The following is a 14,543-nucleotide window of genomic DNA, read 5'->3' as shown; positions in this document are numbered from 1 at the left end:
CGACGCGGGCGCGGCCGGGACATTTGTCCTGGCCGGACGGGTATCGCCGGCTCTGCCCTCGGCGGCCCCGGCTGCCTAGCGTGACGGGCATGGATGACACCGCGGTACGCCTGACCGGGCTCACCCGGCGGTTCGGCCCCGTCCGGGCCGTCGACGGGATCGACCTGACCATCGCGTCGGGCAGCACGGTCGCCCTGCTCGGCCCCAACGGCGCCGGCAAGACGACCACCATCTCGCTCCTGCTCGGACTCGCCCCACCCGACGCCGGAACGGTGACGCTGTTCGGCCGGTCACCGGGCGAGGCGGTCCGGGCCGGCCAGGTCGGGGCGATGGTGCAGGACGGCGGTTTCGTCCCCGGTGCCACGGTGCGGGACCTGGTCGCACTCGCCCGGGGGCTGTATCCCCGGCCGCTGGACACCGCCCGGGTGCTCGCGCTGGCCGGGCTGACCGACCTGGCCGACCGCCGGCTGGACCGGCTCTCCGGCGGTGAGACGCAGCGTGCCCGGTTCGCCTTCGCGTTGGCCGGTGACCCGGACCTGCTGGTCCTGGACGAGCCCAGCGCGGCGCTGGACGTCGCCGCCCGGCAGGCGTTCTGGACGGCGATCCGCCGGTACGCCGCCGACGGTCACACCGTCCTGTTCAGCACCCACCATCTGCACGAGGCCGACGAGTACGCCGACCGGGTGGTGCTGCTGGCCGGCGGTCGGGTGGTGGCCGACGGCCCGCCCGCCGAGATCCGGGCGGTGGCCGGCGGCCGAACGGTGGCCTTCGACCTCGCCGACGGGTCGGTGGCGGGCCTCGACCTGCTGCCCGGCGTCCGGTCGGTGCAGGTCCGGGGCGGTCGGGTGGCGCTCACCACCGACGACGCCGACGCCACCGTGCTGGCCCTGGCCGCCGACCGGGGCTTCCGGGGCCTGGAGGTCACCGGCGTCGGGCTGGAGGCGGCCTTCCTCACCCTCACCGGCGCGGAAGGGAATCACTGACATGCGCGCCTATCTGCGCTTCGAGCTACGTCGCCTGGCCCGGGACCCGCGGCTGGCGCTGTTCACCGTGCTGGGCCCGGTCGTCACCTACGTGATCTTCTCGGGCCTGCTTCCGGCGGGCGACCGGCTGGAGGGCGTCACCGCCGCCGCCGCGCTCATGGTCGGCCTGGCCGGCTACGGCGCGATGGCCGGGGTGCTCTCGGTGGGCTCGTCGGTGGCCCAGGAACGCGCGGTGCGCTGGCTGCACCAACTGCGGGTCACCCCGCTGTCCCCCCGCCGGGTGGTCGCGGTGAAGGCCCTGGTCAGCACCGTGAGCGGGGTGCCGTCGCTGGTCGCGGTGGGTATCGCCGGACGCCTCCAGCACCACGTCGAGCTACCCGCCGGCAGGTGGGCGGCCCTGCTGGTGCTGATGTGGGTCGGCACGGTGCCGTTCGCGCTGCTCGGGCTCGCCATTGGGTACGGCCTCACCCCGCAGCTCGCCCAGCCGGTCAACTTCCTCGCCTTCCTCAGCCTGTCGGTGCTCGGCGGACTGCTGGTGCCGGCGGCGTACTTCCCCGACCTGCTGCGGCACCTGGCACACACGCTGCCGACGTACCGGTTCGCCGAACTCGGTTGGCGTACGGCGGCCGGCCTGACCCCCGATCCGACCGGACTGGCGGTGCTCGCCGGGTGGACGGTGGCCTTCGGGGTGCTCGCCGCGGTGGCGTACCGCCGGTCGACCGCGCGTCGCTGAGCTCCCGCTACGGTGTCGACCATGCCCGGTGCCACGATCGCGGCCCCCGCCACCGGCCGCCGCCGGCGGCGGGGACTCCTGCTGGTGGCGTCGCACACGCTCTGGTTCTGGCTGCTGCTGCCACCGTCCACCGCGATCGTCCAGGGGCAGGTACGCCCGACGGCGGTCGCGGCGGTCGGGCTGGTCACCTTCGCGCTGCTCTACCTCGCGCTGGTGGCGGTGCCGGTGGCCGACCTGGTGGTGCCGCCCGTGCTGTTCCACCTCGGCCTGCTGGTGTTCGCGGCGCTCGGGGTGGGCCTCGCGGGCGCGTACGCCGGTGGCCCGCAGGGCTGGCTGATCCTGCTGACGTACGTCGCGACGGCCGGTGCGGTCGGGCTGGTCCGGCCGAGCCGGGGGTTCGCCTGGGTAGGCGGCAGTGCCGCTGCCGTCCTGATGATCGGGGTGGCGCACCGGGTGCCGGTCGGTGACATCGCCGCCTCGGCACTGATCACGGTGCTGGCAGGCACCATGACCCTGGCCTTCACCCGGACGGCCCGACTGGTGGCGGAGCTGCGCCGCACCCAGCAGGAGCTGGCCCGGACGGCGGTCGAGCAGGAGCGGCTACGGTTCGCCCGGGACCTGCACGATCTCCTCGGCCACACACTGTCACTCGTGGTGGTGAAGGCGGAGGTGGTGCGCCGGCTCGTCCCGACCGATCCGGGGCGGGCAGCGGCAGAGGCCCGGGACATCGAGCGCATCGGCCGTACCGCGCTCGCCGAGGTACGCGAGGCGGTCACCGGCTACCGGGACCGCAGCTTCGATCGGGAACTGGACGGTGCCCGGACCGCCCTCGCCGACGGCGGAATCACCGTCACCGTGCGGCAACCCGGCCGGCCGCTGCCGGTGGAGGCGGACGACGCGTTCGGCTGGGTGCTGCGGGAAGGAGTGACGAACGTGCTGCGGCACAGCCGTGCGTCGCGTTGCGAGATCGAGGTGCGCGCCGACGCCGAGGAGTCGGTGCTGACCATCGGCGACGACGGTGTCGGCGGCCGGCCCGAGCCGGGCAACGGCCTGCGGGGTCTCACCGAACGGCTCGCACGGGCGGGCGGGGAACTGCACGTCACCTCCGTCCGTGGCGGCGGTGTGCGGCTCACCGCCCGGATTCCCACCGGCACGCACGGGGCGGCGCGCGGATGATCCGGCTGCTGCTCGCCGAGGACCAGGGCATGATGCGCGGCGCACTGGCCCTGCTGCTCAACCTCGAACCCGACATGGAGGTGGTGGCCGAGGCCGGCACCGGCACCGCCGCGTTGGCGGCGGCCCTGCGGGTCCGCCCCGACGTGGCCCTGTTGGACATCGAGATGCCCGCCGGCAGCGGGCTGGACACCGCGGCGGCGTTGCGGCAGCAGCTGCCCTCCTGCCGGGTCCTGATCCTCACCACGTTCGGGCGGCCCGGCTACCTGCGCCGGGCGATGGAGGCCGGGGCGCGGGGATTCCTGGTCAAGGACGGGCCGGTGGAGGAGTTGGCGGTGGCGGTCCGCCGGGTGCTCGCCGGTGAGCGGGTGATCGATCCGGCGCTGGCGGCGGCGGCCCTGGCGACCGGCCCGAACCCGCTCACCGAACGGGAACGGGAGGTGCTCGTCGCCGCCGTTGACGGTGCCACGGTGGCTGACGTCGCCGCCCGACTGCACCTGTCGGAGAGCACGGTCCGCAACTACCTGTCGGCTGCGATCGGCAAGACGGGCACCCGCAACCGGATCGAGGCGGCCCACACCGCCCGCGCCAACGGCTGGCTCTGACCGCCCCTGGCCCGGGGTGCCGGTGTCAGCCGGCTGGTCGATCGCCCCGGATGCGGGCGTGCAGGTGCATGTCGTGCCGACCGTCGGCGTGCACGGCGTCGCTGCGCTTGGTGCCCTCCAGCAGGAACCCGGCGCGCAGCGCGGTCCGGCAGGAGGCGACGTTACGGGTCGAGTGGTCCAGGTGCAGCCGGTGGAAGCCCGCCCCGTCCAGCGCCCAGTCGCCAAGCGCCGTCAACGCCCGGGAGGCCACCCCCGCCCGGCGGGCGGCGGGAAGCACCCAGTACGCGCACCCGGCGACACCGTCATCGAGATCCATACTGGTCAGGGCGATCCGGCCGAGCACCTCGACGCCGTCGCGGGTCACCGCCCAACTGGCACCGGTCTCCCGCGCCCAGGCCTGCTGGTATTCCACGAACCACTGCCGGACCTGACTCTCGGAGGCCGGATGACGGGTGTGCCAGTGCCGGATCTCCGGATCCCGGTAGGCGGCCAGGAACACCGGGGCGTCGGACGGCTCCCAGGGACGCAGGACCAGGCCACCCGGCGCGGTGAGGGTCGGCTGCACACCGGCGGCGACGGCCCCGGCGGGGATGGCCGGTGGTGTGGAAAGAGGGACCCGCACGCCTCATCCTCCCCCGCTGCCGTGGGCCGGTGTCAAACTCCGCCCGGCACGTCGACGTCGACGTCGACGCGGGCGAGGTCCCGGTGGGCGGCGAGGCGTTGCGCCTGCGCGACGATGGCGTCGTGGACGGCGGCGGACAGCTTCCGCCATGGCTGGACGGCGAGTGTCAGCGCCCGGCCGGTCTTACGGGGCCGCCAGGTGCCGACGATCTCACCACCGGCCAGGACGGCGCCGGGGCGGCCCAGCACCGGCCACAACTGCTTGGCGTGGGCCGCGTCCGGCACCAGGGTCGCCCGGTCCCGCGCCTGCAGGAACAGGTCGAACGGGCCGAGCAGGCGCACGGCCGTGGTGTCGGCGGCACCGGCGAGCGCCGGCTCGTCGGCGGCGAGCAGCGAGCGGGCCTCCCCGTCGACCCGTACCTCGACCACGTCCTGCGGCCAGCGGGCCCGCACGTCCCTGACCGGGGCGTCGAGGTAGTCGGCGACCTGCTTGGGGGTGGCCGGGCCGAGCAGCCGCAGGTAGGCGCGGACCAGGTCGAACCGGTCGCCGGGCGGGGCGGGGCGGGTGAACCCGGGGATGTGGTGCAGGACCGGTGGCGAGGTGCCGGGGCGCAGCTCCAGCCCGGCCCGCACGGCCGCCAGCCGGAACGGCATCTCGTAGAGGTGGGTGGCGGCGCAGGGGCGGCAGAACCGCAGGTAGGGCTCGGGCAGCAGCGCGGCCAGCCGCCCGGAGACGTCGCCCTTGACCGTCGGGGTGGTGACCACGTCCCGCATCCGCGCCGCCACCTCGTCGAGGGCGGCCAGGATGCCGATGCCGGCGGCCTTCAGCGGCCGGGCGGCGTCGTAGATGCGTTTGGCCGCGTCCGCTTCGGAGTACGGCGCGACCGCCCCCGCCACCTCGGCCACGTCGGCGCGACGGTAGAGGTGCGGCGCACCGCGCGCGGTCCAGAGCAGGATCAGGTCGTCCGCGACCGGGGCCGTCACCTCGACCCCGCGCAGCGCGAGGGCCCACCGGCCGCCGTCCGGGCCGGTGTCCTGCACCCCGAGGTCGAGCACGGCGGTGTCCGCCAGCGTGCCCTCGGCCCGGTCGAGTTGCTGTGCGCGGGCGCGGAAATGCAGCACCTGCCGCCGGTCGATCATCCGGTCAGCCTAGGCGGCACCCCCGACAGAACTCGGCACCGTAGCCCACCGGCACGCCGATCAGCAGTCGGTTCAGCCGGGCGCCCAGCGCCAGTTCGGTGCCGGCCGGGGCCGGGGCACCGCAGGCGCTACCGTCGGCCGCCGTCGAGGTAGCGCAGCACCGCGGTGACCCGGCGGTCGGCCCGGTCGTCGGGGGGCAGCTGGAGCTTGGCGAAGATGCTGCGGATGTGCTTGTGCACCGCGCCCTCGGTGACGTACAACCGCTCGGCGATCGCCGTGTTGCCGAGCCCCTCGGCCATCAGCCCCAGCACCTCGCGCTCACGCGGCGACAGCTCTCCCAGTGCCGCGTCCGGCCTGCGGTGGCGGGCCAGAAACTGCCCCACCACCTCCGGGTCGATCACACTGCCGCCGTCGGCGACCCGGTGCAGCGCGGCGAGGAACTCCTCGACCCGACCCACCCGCTCCTTCAACAGGTAGCCGAGCCCGACCGCACCGACCGAGAACAGGTCGGTGGCGAACGCCTGCTCCACGTACGCCGAAAGGACCAGCACCGCGAGGCCGGGCTGCCGGCGACGGGCCTCCACCGCAGCCACGATGCCCTCGTTGGTGTGCGTCGGCGGCATCCGCACGTCCACGATCGCCACGTCCGGCGCGTACGCGTCGACCGCGGCCAGGAACTCACCCGGGTTGCCCGCCGTGGCGACCACGTCCAGGTCCTCCGCCCGCAGCAGCAGCGCCAGCCCCTCCCGCAGCAGCGGGTCGTCCTCGGCGATCACGATCCGCACGGCAACTCCACCTCCAGTCTCGTCGGCCCACCCTTGGTGCTGGTCAGGGTCATCCGGCCGTCGTACGCCCCGACCCGCCGACGGATGCCGGTCAACCCCGAGCCGCGCGTCTCGTCGACGTCGCCGCGCCCGTCGTCCTCGACGGTCACCGACAACCGGCCCTGCTCGCGGCGTACGGTCACGTCGACCCGACCCGCGCCGCTGTGCCGGACCACGTTGGTCAACGCCTCGGCCACCACGAAGTAGGCGGTGGCCTCCACCGAGACGGCGCAGCGTACCGGCACGTCGACCGTGAGCCGGCAGGGCACCGCGCAACTGCCGGCCAGCCCGGCCAGGGCACCGGCGAGGCCCCGGTCGTCCAGCACGGGCGGCAGGATGCCCCGCACCACGGTACGCAACTCGCCGAGCGCCTGTTCCGCCGCGTCCTGCGCCCGCCCGAGGATCTCGTCGGCCCGGTCCGGGTCCCGCCGCACCGCCCGGCGGGCCGCCCCCAGCAGCACGTTGACCGCGACCAGCCGGTTCTGGGTGCCGTCGTGCAGGGCACGTTCGATGCGACGCAGTTCCACCGCGTGGGCGTCCAGCGCCGCAGCCCGGGTGGCGGTCAACTCGGCGACCCGCAACGACAGGTCGATGCCCGGCGGCGGAGGCAGCAACCACCGTCCCGGCCGGGCCTGGAGGCGGGCCAACGGCGGACCGAGCGCGACCACGGCGACCAGCCAGCCCAACCCGAGCAACCCGACCAGGAGTGCCTCGGCCGGCCCGTCGATGCGCCACCAGACGATCCCCGGCGCCCCCGCCCCGGGCGGCAGCAGCCGGTACCACAGCGGGAACGTGAGGTCCTGCACGGCGTAGAGCGGCAGAGCGAGGCCGAGCAGCCCGCTGGCCAGGCCGGTGACCGCGTGCAGCGCGACCCAGCCGAGTTCCCGCCGGACGAACGGGTCGCGCACCGCCACCCGCAGCTCGGCCGGCACCGGGCCCGGGGCGGGGAGCTGCGTGCCCCAGCGGGACAGCCGGACACGCTCGCGGTCGGCCACCGAGCGTACCGCCCGCAGCGCGCCGGGTGCCGCCGGCAGCCCCACCCAGACCAGGCAGGCCGTCGCGACGAGCAACACCCACAGCAGCGCAGCCAACGCCAGCAGTGCGGTGGCCAACCCGCCGACGAGGTGTTCGAGGGCGTCGACCGAGGCACGAGCCCGGTCCCGCAGGTGTGTCATCGGAAGACCTCCCGCGCCAACATAGGCCACCGGGCGGGCGGCCCGGCACCGTCGGCGCGGAAAGTAGCGCCTGCTGTACCGCCGCCGGTCGCGCTGGCGGGATCGTGCCCGACCCACCGCCACGCCTAGCGTCAACCTGGTCGAACACCCGCCGCCCGAGGAGGCAGCCATGACCGATCCGTACCGCATCGCCGACGCCCCGACCAAGCCGGAAGCCGACCTGCTCCGCCCGCTGCTGTGGCTGGTGCTGGTCGTCAGCCTCGCCGCCAACGCGGCGCTGACGACCGTGTTCGACAACCAGTGGGCCGGCTCCGCCTGCGGCCTGCTGGCGGTGCTCTGCGCCGGGACGCTGCTCGCCCGGCACCGCCGCGCCCGGTGACCGGCGCACGGGACGCGGGCCCGCCCCTCCCCGGCCACGGGGCAGGGGATGGGCCGGCCGCCTCCGCCGGCCGGCGCTCAGCGGCCGTCGGGGGCGGCGCGGAGGGTGAGCACGTAGCTCGCGGTGAGCGCGACGACCCGGTCGTCGTCCCCGGTCAGCCCGGCCAGGGCCCCCGACGTCGTGTCCCCCGGGATGTCCGCGAGCGCCTGGATCAGCCGACGCCGTGCCGACGCCCCGAGATCTGCCTGGGTGAGCAGGCCGATCAGGCGCGCGGCGATCCGCTCCGCCGTGGCGGGATCGGTCGCCAGCGCGCTCAGCGCGTCGGCGGCGTCGACGTCGTTCACCTCGGCGACGACCATGTCGACGAGCGTCGGCACGGCGTCGGGCTCGCCACGGACGCCGAGCGCCAGCGCCGCGTACCTGCCGACCACGGGGTCCGGGTGGCGCAGGGCGTCGCGGAGCAACGCGGTGGCGTCCCCACCCGGGATCTCGACGATGGCCCGGACGGCACGTTCCCGCACCCCGGCCTCGGGTGCGTCGAGCCCCTCCGCCAGCAGGGGCAACCCGTCGACGCCCAGGTGGGCGAGCGCCCAGCGCAGCGCCCCGGCGACGTTCGGGTCGGACTCGTCCAGCACCGCCGTGACCAGTGCCTCCACCGGCACCGGTACCTCACCGACCGAGGCCAGCGCCGCGCGTTGACGCTGCTCCGCGCGCGGTGAGCCCAGGTCGCGCAGGAGCGCGACGACCTGCAGGACGTCCTGCCAGTCGGCGGGCCCGGCGGCGTCGATCCGCCGGAGGCGGGTGAGCAGCTCCCGCTCCGCGGTGATGCGCGCCCGGGTCTGCCGGATGAGGTCGTCGACGAGTTCCGCAGGGGTGAAGGCGGGGTCGTCGAGCGCCCGTCCCACCGCCCGCAGTGACAACCCCAGCGAGCGCAGGCTCTCGATGTGGAAGATCCGGCGAAGGTCCGCGCCGGAGTACTCGCGGTAACCGACGCCGCTACGACCGGTCGGTCGCAGCAGTCCGAGCGACTCGTAGTGCCTGAGCATCCGGGCGCTGACCCCGCAGCGTCGCGACACGTCACCGATCAGCACCGCCTCACCCCGGCCCGCCGGTCCCGCCGAGCGCCACGATGCGCGTCGCCTCCCCGAGGGAGAACTCGAATCCGGCGTCCGGGTCGCGCAACAGCCGCTGCGTGGCGGCCGCGTGCGCGCGTACCCGGGGATCCGGATGCGTCCCGGCGGCGTGCAGGACCGGCGGGACGACCTCGCCGAGCGCGGACAACGCCCGGCTGAGGCTCAGCCACGTCGCCCGGTCGCCCCGCCCGAGCTGGGTGGCCAGCACCTCGGCCAGTCCGGACCCCGCGCCGTCGGGCACCAGGGCGACCGCCGCCCGCCAGGCGCTGCGTGCCACCTCGTCGTCGGGGTCGGTCAGCAGGGCCCGGGTGATCGCCGGCCAGGCCCGCCGGTCCCCGATCTTGGACAGCGTGTGCAACGCCTGACTGCGGGTCTGCGCCCGGGTCGACCCCAGGGCGGCGACGAGCCGGGGCACCGTCGCCTCCGGCGGGTGACGGGTGAGCGCCCAGGTCAACATCTCGCGGACGGAGAAGTCCGGTTCGGTCCCGCAGCGGGCGACGAGCGGGTCGACGAAAGCCGGGTCGGGGGTGGTGCCGACCGCCAGCGCGGCCCGCAGCCGCACCGACGGGTCACCACTCGCCAGCCCCCGCAGCGCCCGCGTCGGGTCCACTTCCGATCTGGTCATCCGGACCACCTCCCCGACGCAGTGTCGACCCTGACACCGTGTCAGGGTCAACCGGAGTCCCGCTGCGTCCGCCCGATCCGACGGGTGTCCGCCGGGTCACCGGGGCCGGCGCAGGACGACCGGTGGACCGAACCGGACCGGCACGCCGGGTGAGTACAGCATGCTGACCGGCGGTCCGGTCGGCGCCGGCAGTCCGGCGGCGGTGACCAGTTCGTCGTCCAGGTGCAGCAGCTCGGCCCGGTGCAACGGCCACTGCGGATGCCAGTTCGGCAGGTGCAGGGTGCGCCCGTACGCCCGGGTGTGCAGGCCCCACCGGGCGGTGAGGAAGTGCTCCAGCGGGGTCGGCCGGTGGATCGGCGCACCCACCCGGACCACCATCCGGCTGGTCGTCCCGGCCGGCCCTGGCCAGCGCCGACGACACCGGTAGCTGCGCAGGTCACCGTCGTGGTCCAGGCGCATCGCCGACCACAGGTACGGCAGCCCCAGGGTGACCCGGGCGACCAGCACCGGGATCAGCCGGGACGCGTCGAGGGACCGGAACACCACGGCCCGCCGACCGGCCTGGTCCACCGAGTAGAGCCGCACGTTGGTCTCCCGGAAGGTCCCCAGGTACGGCACGGCGGGCCCCCGGCCGAAACCGAGGCCGACCATTCGGAAGCCGATCAGTCCGACGTGGGTGGTTCCGTCGACGGTGTCCGGACGGGTACCGGCCGGCAGCAGCGGCGCGACGAGTTCCGGGGCGACCGCCCAGTGCAGGAAGGTCAGGTCCGCCCACCGCTGGCGCAGCAGCGTACGGGGGAACGTCTGGACGGGTGCGGGGACGACCGGTTCGATCTGCACGCACCCATCCTGCTCCACCGCCCCGGCCGGTGGGACGGGTCAGCGGAGGGTCCGTCGGCCCGTCTGCCCGGCGACGGTGGACGAGGGGGCGGCGGAGCGACGGGCGACGACGAGCCCGAAGGCGGCGGCGGTGAAGAACATGAGGCTGCCGTAGACCACCGACGGCATGGCCATCGTGGCGTTGTCGAGCAGGGTCGGACTCATCCCGATGGTGATGGCCAGGGTGGCGTTGTGCAGGCCGATCTCGAAGGATGAGGCGACCGAGTCCCGGTGCCCGGCCCGCAGCAGCCGGGGCGCGAGGTAGCCGACGGCGAGGCTGGTCAGGTTGAACAGCACCACGACCCCGATGAGCTCCCCGAGGGTGGCCAGCACGTCGTCCTTGATGCCGGCCACCGCCCCCACGATGATCACCGCCAGGACGAGCACGGAAATGATCTTCACCGGGCGCTCCATCCGCAGGGCGAAGGCGGTGAACCGACGCCGCAGTAACATCCCGATGGCGATCGGGATCAGGACCAGCGCGAAGACCTGCACCACCTTGCCGAACTGGAGGCCGATCGTGCTGTCCGCACCGACGAAACCGGCCACCGACAGGTTGACGATCAACGGGAGGGTGAACAGGGCCAGCACCGAGTTGATCGCGGTCAACGACACGTTGAGCGCGACGTTGCCCCGGAACAGGTGGCTGTAGAGACCGGCGGTGCTGCCGCCCGGCGAGGCGGCGAGCAGCATCATCCCCACCGCCAGCTCCGGGCGCAGACCGAAGGCGGCCACCAGGCCCAGGCAGATCGCCGGCAGGACCAGCATCTGGCAACCCAGGCAGATCAGCACCACCCGGGGCTGGCGGGCCACCAGGCGGAAGTCCTCGACGGTCAGGCTGAGACCGATGCCCAGCATGACGATGCCGAGGGCGACCGGAAAGAGGGCGAGCGACAACCCGGAACCCATGACCCACCACCCTGCCCCACGGGATTGACGTCTTTCACTGCATCCTGGCAGCGGCCAGCCCCGCCGGTCATCTCGCCGCATGCTCATCCACTCCCGACGGCCGGTGTCGAGTAGCCGACGGTCGCCCGGGGTGAACGGCTGCGCACGCCTGACATGATTACTCCATGTCAGCGTCTGACCACACCGAAGACGCCGCCGTCGACCCGGCGCGTCGCACGCAGGACCGCCCCGCCGACCAGAAGCGCCCCGCCGACCAAGAGCACCCCGCCGGACAGGAGCGCCCCGCCGGACAGGAGCGCAGCGCGCAACAGCAACGGGCAGTCGACGCCGAACCCGCCCGCCCCGACGACCGGGACGGCAACTCCGGTCCCCCTGGCAGCAGCGCGGACGAGCCGCCGGTCGACGCCCGACCGACGCGCCGACAACGACTGGTCCGGTCCATTCCGACCGTCGTCGCCGTCCTCGCCGGGGCGGTGGGGGTGGTGGGCGGTGTCGTGACGTTGATCCCGCACCGGCCCCCGTCCTCGCCTTTCGCCGAGTCGGCCTTCTCCGAGTCGTTCAACTCGCCGCTGGCCGACCCGCAGGAAGCCGACCGGTACTACGCGAGTTGGACCGACCCCGACGGCGACCGCGATCCGGACGACGCCTGGACCACCCAGGTGGACACCGGCAACGGCCTGTTCCGGCTCACCAACCGGGCCGACCGCAACGCCGTGCGCTACCACTGGGTCAGCGTCCGGGACCACCGCACCGGCACGGCGCTCGACGCCGCCGACCGACCGGTCACCGTCGACGTCCGGATTCCCGAGCACGGCACCCCGGCAAGCTCGGCGGGCCTGCTCTACCGGACCACCGAGCAACCCCGGGCGTACTACGCCTTCCTGGTCTCGCCCGACGGCACCTACTCGTTCGCCGTCCGTCGGCCGAGCGGCGGCGGACTGTCCTACCGGTTCACCGAGGCCTCGGACCGGATCCGGCCCGGCGGCTGGAACCGGATCGGGATCGTCGGCCACGGCGACCGGCTCGACCTCTACCTCGACGACACCCGGGTCAAGACGGTGCCGGCGGAGGAACTGACCGACGGGCAGAGCGGCGTCATCGCGACGAGCACCGGCGTCTTCGAATTCGACAACTTTCAGCTCTACCGGTGACCGGCGGGACCGGCGGGACACGTGCCGGAGGGGACCGGAGGCCGGCGCACCGACAACTCGTCTCCGTGAACCGGTGACGGCACCGGGTGTCGGGTAGCTGACGCGACGTAGTCGGGTGCCCGCTAGAGGTGGGTACGGCATGAGCGGAGGGTGACAACAGCCGACCCGCCACTGCGAGACGAGGTAGTCATGCCCGTCACTCCGAGCTATCCCGGCGTGTACATCGAGGAAGTCGCGAGTTCCGTCCGCCCCGTCATCGGCGTGGCGACCGGGGTGACCGCCTTCGTGGGATACGTCCGGACCGGACCGGAGCACCGGGCCGTCCGGGTGAACACCTTCGGCGAGTTCGAACGCCGGTTCGGCGGGGCCGACCGGGACTCCGAACTCAGCCTGGCCGTGCAGCAGTTCTTCCGCAACGGCGGGGCCGCCGCCCTGGTCGTGCGGGTGCCCCGCGCCGACGCCCGGGCCGCCTCGGTGACCCTGCTGGACAAGGTCGGCGCCGGGGCGAAGTCCGCGCTGCTGCTGGACGCGACGAGCACCGGAGCGTGGGGCAGCGGACTACTCGTCGACGTCGACCACGACGGGGCCGCCGACGCCACGTCGTTCAACCTGACCGTCACCGACACCGCCACCGGCGACACCGAACGGTTCACCGGTCTGTCCGCCGACCCGACCAGCGCCGCGTACGCGGTGGCCCTGCTCAACGACCCGGACCGGGGTTCGGCGCTGGTCCGGGCACGGGCCGGGGCCGCCGGGGCGGGACGACCGGTGCCCAGCGGCACGGTCGGCGCGGCGCTCGGCACGCCCACGGTGGACGCCGCCAAGAACTACCGGCTCACCGTGCAGCCCGACCGGCCCACCAAACCGGACCCGAACGACCCCGCCAAGACCGTGCCGGCGGTCGCCCCGGTGACCGTCACCGTGCTGACCAAGGGCGAGCGGCTGCCGTCCTCCCCGGCCGGGGTGGCCGCGCTGCTGCAGCGGAAGGTCAACACGGCGCTCGGCGCCGCCGACGGCGCGGCCGGCCTGCGGGTCCGGGTGGTACCCACCGCCGCCGGTGGGCTGCGCGTCCTCGGCGACGTGGACGCGTTGGTCGCCCCGGCGGCCGTGGACGCCGCCTTCACCGTCGCGGGGGTCACCCCCGCCGGTGACGTGGCCGACGGCGCGGCCCTGCTGGGCCTGTCAGGTGCTGCCACCAACGTCGGCCGGATCAGCCCGGTCGGCGTCAAGCGGCTCGGGCAGGGCGACCTGGTCACCGGTTCCGACGGCACCACCCTGCCCGGCACCGGCGCGCTGATCGGCAGCGAGGCCGCCTACACCGGCATCTACGCGCTGCTCAAAACCGACCTGTTCAACCTGCTCTGCATCCCCGACGCCACCCGCGCCAAGCACGGCGACCCCGGCGTCGTCGACAGCGGGCTGGACCCGGAGGCGGTCTGGTCGGCCGCCTACGACGTCTGCGAACGGCGGCGGGCGGTCCTGCTGGTCGACCCGCCGCCGGGAGTGGACGACCCGGACCGCGCCCTGGACTGGATCAACCAACTCGGGGTCAAGGGCCCCAACGCGGTGGCCCACTTCCCCCGGCTGCGCATTCCCGACCCCACCGACGGCTTCCGACCCCGCACCGTCGCCCCCGGCGGCACCCTCGCCGGCCTGTACGCCCGCCAGGACACCGAACGGGGCGTGTGGAAGGCACCGGCCGGCACCGAGGCACAGCTGCGGGGGGTGACCAGCCTGGTCTATCCGCTGACCGACGCCGAGAACGGTGTGCTCAACCCGTTGGGGCTCAACTGCCTGCGCACCTTCCCGGTGACCGGCACCGTCAACTGGGGCGCCCGCACCACCGCCGGCGCGGACGTGCTGGCCAGCCAGTGGAAGTACACCCCGGTCCGACGGCTCGCGCTCTATGTCGAGGAGAGCGTCTTCCGGGGCACCCAGTGGGCCGTCTTCGAGCCCAACGACGAGCCGTTGTGGTCCCAGCTGCGGCTGAACCTGACGTCGTTCATGCAGGACCTGTTCCGCAAGGGCGCGTTCGCCGGGCGCACGCCGCGCGAGGCGTACCTGGTGCGGTGCGACGCGGAGACCACCACCAGCGACGACCGGGACCGCGGCGTGGTCAACGTGGTCGTCGGGTTCGCCCCGCTCAAACCCGCCGAGTTCGTGATCGTGCGGATCCAGCAGCTCGCCGGCCAGAGCCCGTCCTGAGAGGTGTG

15 protein-coding genes are annotated in these 14,543 nt (G+C 74.2%); 7 read left to right on the top strand and 8 right to left on the bottom strand.

The annotated features are described in order from the left end of the window. The first annotated feature begins 89 nt into the window (after positions 1-89). From AB0K25_RS22805 to AB0K25_RS22790, 4 genes are read left to right on the top strand one after another with little or no spacing between them, the layout of a single operon-like run. Positions 90-983, top strand: a complete 894-nt coding sequence (locus AB0K25_RS22805; RefSeq protein ID WP_357533574.1) for an ABC transporter ATP-binding protein — start codon at positions 90-92, stop codon at positions 981-983. A 1-nt stretch (position 984) separates the two neighbouring features. Next, entirely contained in the window at positions 985-1,716 is a 732-nt protein-coding gene (locus AB0K25_RS22800; protein WP_219461788.1) for an ABC transporter permease, read from the top strand. 21 nt (positions 1,717-1,737) lie between these two features. Next, a complete protein-coding gene (locus AB0K25_RS22795) occupies positions 1,738-2,892 on the top strand; it encodes a sensor histidine kinase (protein WP_357533576.1) in 1,155 nt (384 codons plus the stop codon). Next, positions 2,889-3,494 (top strand): response regulator transcription factor, encoded by a 606-nt coding sequence (locus AB0K25_RS22790; RefSeq protein WP_219461784.1) that lies wholly within the window; start codon positions 2,889-2,891, stop codon positions 3,492-3,494. The genes AB0K25_RS22795 and AB0K25_RS22790 overlap by 4 nt, the downstream gene beginning before the upstream one ends. Before the next feature lie 25 nt (positions 3,495-3,519). On the opposite strand, the gene AB0K25_RS22785 is transcribed toward AB0K25_RS22790, so the two are convergent. The 4 genes from AB0K25_RS22785 to AB0K25_RS22770 form a co-directional block, all read right to left on the bottom strand. Next, positions 3,520-4,116 (bottom strand): GNAT family N-acetyltransferase, encoded by a 597-nt coding sequence (locus AB0K25_RS22785; protein WP_219461782.1) that lies wholly within the window; start codon positions 4,114-4,116, stop codon positions 3,520-3,522. A 32-nt stretch (positions 4,117-4,148) separates the two neighbouring features. Continuing rightward, positions 4,149-5,255: a winged helix DNA-binding domain-containing protein gene (locus AB0K25_RS22780; RefSeq protein ID WP_219461780.1), complete on the bottom strand. Its 1,107-nt coding sequence runs from the start codon at positions 5,253-5,255 to the stop codon at positions 4,149-4,151. Between the two features lie 128 nt (positions 5,256-5,383). Further along, positions 5,384-6,040, bottom strand: a complete 657-nt coding sequence (locus tag AB0K25_RS22775) for a response regulator transcription factor (RefSeq protein ID WP_208566070.1) — start codon at positions 6,038-6,040, stop codon at positions 5,384-5,386. Beyond that, positions 6,028-7,254: a sensor histidine kinase gene (locus AB0K25_RS22770; protein WP_219461778.1), complete on the bottom strand. Its 1,227-nt coding sequence runs from the start codon at positions 7,252-7,254 to the stop codon at positions 6,028-6,030. Before AB0K25_RS22770 ends, AB0K25_RS22775 begins: the two co-directional genes overlap by 13 nt. A 169-nt stretch (positions 7,255-7,423) precedes the next feature. On the opposite strand from AB0K25_RS22770, the gene AB0K25_RS22765 reads away from it, so the two are divergent. Further along, positions 7,424-7,633, top strand: coding sequence for a hypothetical protein (locus AB0K25_RS22765; RefSeq protein ID WP_219461776.1), 210 nt, complete (start codon positions 7,424-7,426; stop codon positions 7,631-7,633). Between the two features lie 77 nt (positions 7,634-7,710). Here the strand turns inward: AB0K25_RS22765 and AB0K25_RS22760 are convergent, their stop codons facing one another. The 4 genes from AB0K25_RS22760 to AB0K25_RS22745 form a co-directional block, all read right to left on the bottom strand. Beyond that, positions 7,711-8,724: a HEAT repeat domain-containing protein gene (locus tag AB0K25_RS22760; protein WP_219461775.1), complete on the bottom strand. Its 1,014-nt coding sequence runs from the start codon at positions 8,722-8,724 to the stop codon at positions 7,711-7,713. A 4-nt stretch (positions 8,725-8,728) separates the two neighbouring features. Beyond that, positions 8,729-9,391, bottom strand: a complete 663-nt coding sequence (locus tag AB0K25_RS22755) for a HEAT repeat domain-containing protein (protein WP_219461772.1) — start codon at positions 9,389-9,391, stop codon at positions 8,729-8,731. Positions 9,392-9,487: 96 nt separating this feature from the next. Continuing rightward, positions 9,488-10,231: a DUF2071 domain-containing protein gene (locus tag AB0K25_RS22750; RefSeq protein WP_219461768.1), complete on the bottom strand. Its 744-nt coding sequence runs from the start codon at positions 10,229-10,231 to the stop codon at positions 9,488-9,490. Positions 10,232-10,270: 39 nt separating this feature from the next. Beyond that, the gene (locus AB0K25_RS22745; protein ID WP_219461766.1) at positions 10,271-11,179 is read right to left on the bottom strand and encodes a bile acid:sodium symporter family protein; all 909 of its coding nucleotides are present in this window, start codon (positions 11,177-11,179) and stop codon (positions 10,271-10,273) included. Positions 11,180-11,343: 164 nt separating this feature from the next. Here AB0K25_RS22745 and AB0K25_RS22740 point away from each other — a divergent pair, with 164 nt between their 5' ends. Both AB0K25_RS22740 and AB0K25_RS22735 read left to right on the top strand, forming a co-directional pair. After that, complete coding sequence (locus AB0K25_RS22740; RefSeq protein WP_219461763.1) at positions 11,344-12,330, top strand: hypothetical protein; 987 nt, start codon at positions 11,344-11,346, stop codon at positions 12,328-12,330. 189 nt (positions 12,331-12,519) lie between these two features. Beyond that, a complete protein-coding gene (locus tag AB0K25_RS22735) occupies positions 12,520-14,535 on the top strand; it encodes a phage tail sheath C-terminal domain-containing protein (RefSeq protein ID WP_363822502.1) in 2,016 nt (671 codons plus the stop codon). Positions 14,536-14,543 lie beyond the last annotated feature (8 nt).

Origin of the sequence: Micromonospora sp. NPDC049257 (genome assembly GCF_040678915.1) — a bacterium.
GTDB lineage: Bacteria > Actinomycetota > Actinomycetes > Mycobacteriales > Micromonosporaceae > Micromonospora > Micromonospora antibiotica.
The sequence above is the reverse complement of the archived record's forward strand: the minus strand, read 5'-3'. Positions and strand labels throughout refer to the sequence as shown.

Coding starts and splice junctions, on each gene's coding strand:
- AB0K25_RS22770 (WP_219461778.1), bottom strand. CDS start 7,254: ATGACACACCTGCGGGACCGGGCTCGTGCCTCGGTCGACGCCCTCGAA.
- AB0K25_RS22755 (WP_219461772.1), bottom strand. CDS start 9,391: ATGACCAGATCGGAAGTGGACCCGACGCGGGCGCTGCGGGGGCTGGCG.
- AB0K25_RS22790 (WP_219461784.1), top strand. CDS start 2,889: ATGATCCGGCTGCTGCTCGCCGAGGACCAGGGCATGATGCGCGGCGCA.
- AB0K25_RS22765 (WP_219461776.1), top strand. CDS start 7,424: ATGACCGATCCGTACCGCATCGCCGACGCCCCGACCAAGCCGGAAGCC.
- AB0K25_RS22800 (WP_219461788.1), top strand. CDS start 985: ATGCGCGCCTATCTGCGCTTCGAGCTACGTCGCCTGGCCCGGGACCCG.
- AB0K25_RS22805 (WP_357533574.1), top strand. CDS start 90: ATGGATGACACCGCGGTACGCCTGACCGGGCTCACCCGGCGGTTCGGC.
- AB0K25_RS22735 (WP_363822502.1), top strand. CDS start 12,520: ATGCCCGTCACTCCGAGCTATCCCGGCGTGTACATCGAGGAAGTCGCG.
- AB0K25_RS22780 (WP_219461780.1), bottom strand. CDS start 5,255: ATGATCGACCGGCGGCAGGTGCTGCATTTCCGCGCCCGCGCACAGCAA.
- AB0K25_RS22795 (WP_357533576.1), top strand. CDS start 1,738: ATGCCCGGTGCCACGATCGCGGCCCCCGCCACCGGCCGCCGCCGGCGG.
- AB0K25_RS22745 (WP_219461766.1), bottom strand. CDS start 11,179: ATGGGTTCCGGGTTGTCGCTCGCCCTCTTTCCGGTCGCCCTCGGCATC.
- AB0K25_RS22740 (WP_219461763.1), top strand. CDS start 11,344: ATGTCAGCGTCTGACCACACCGAAGACGCCGCCGTCGACCCGGCGCGT.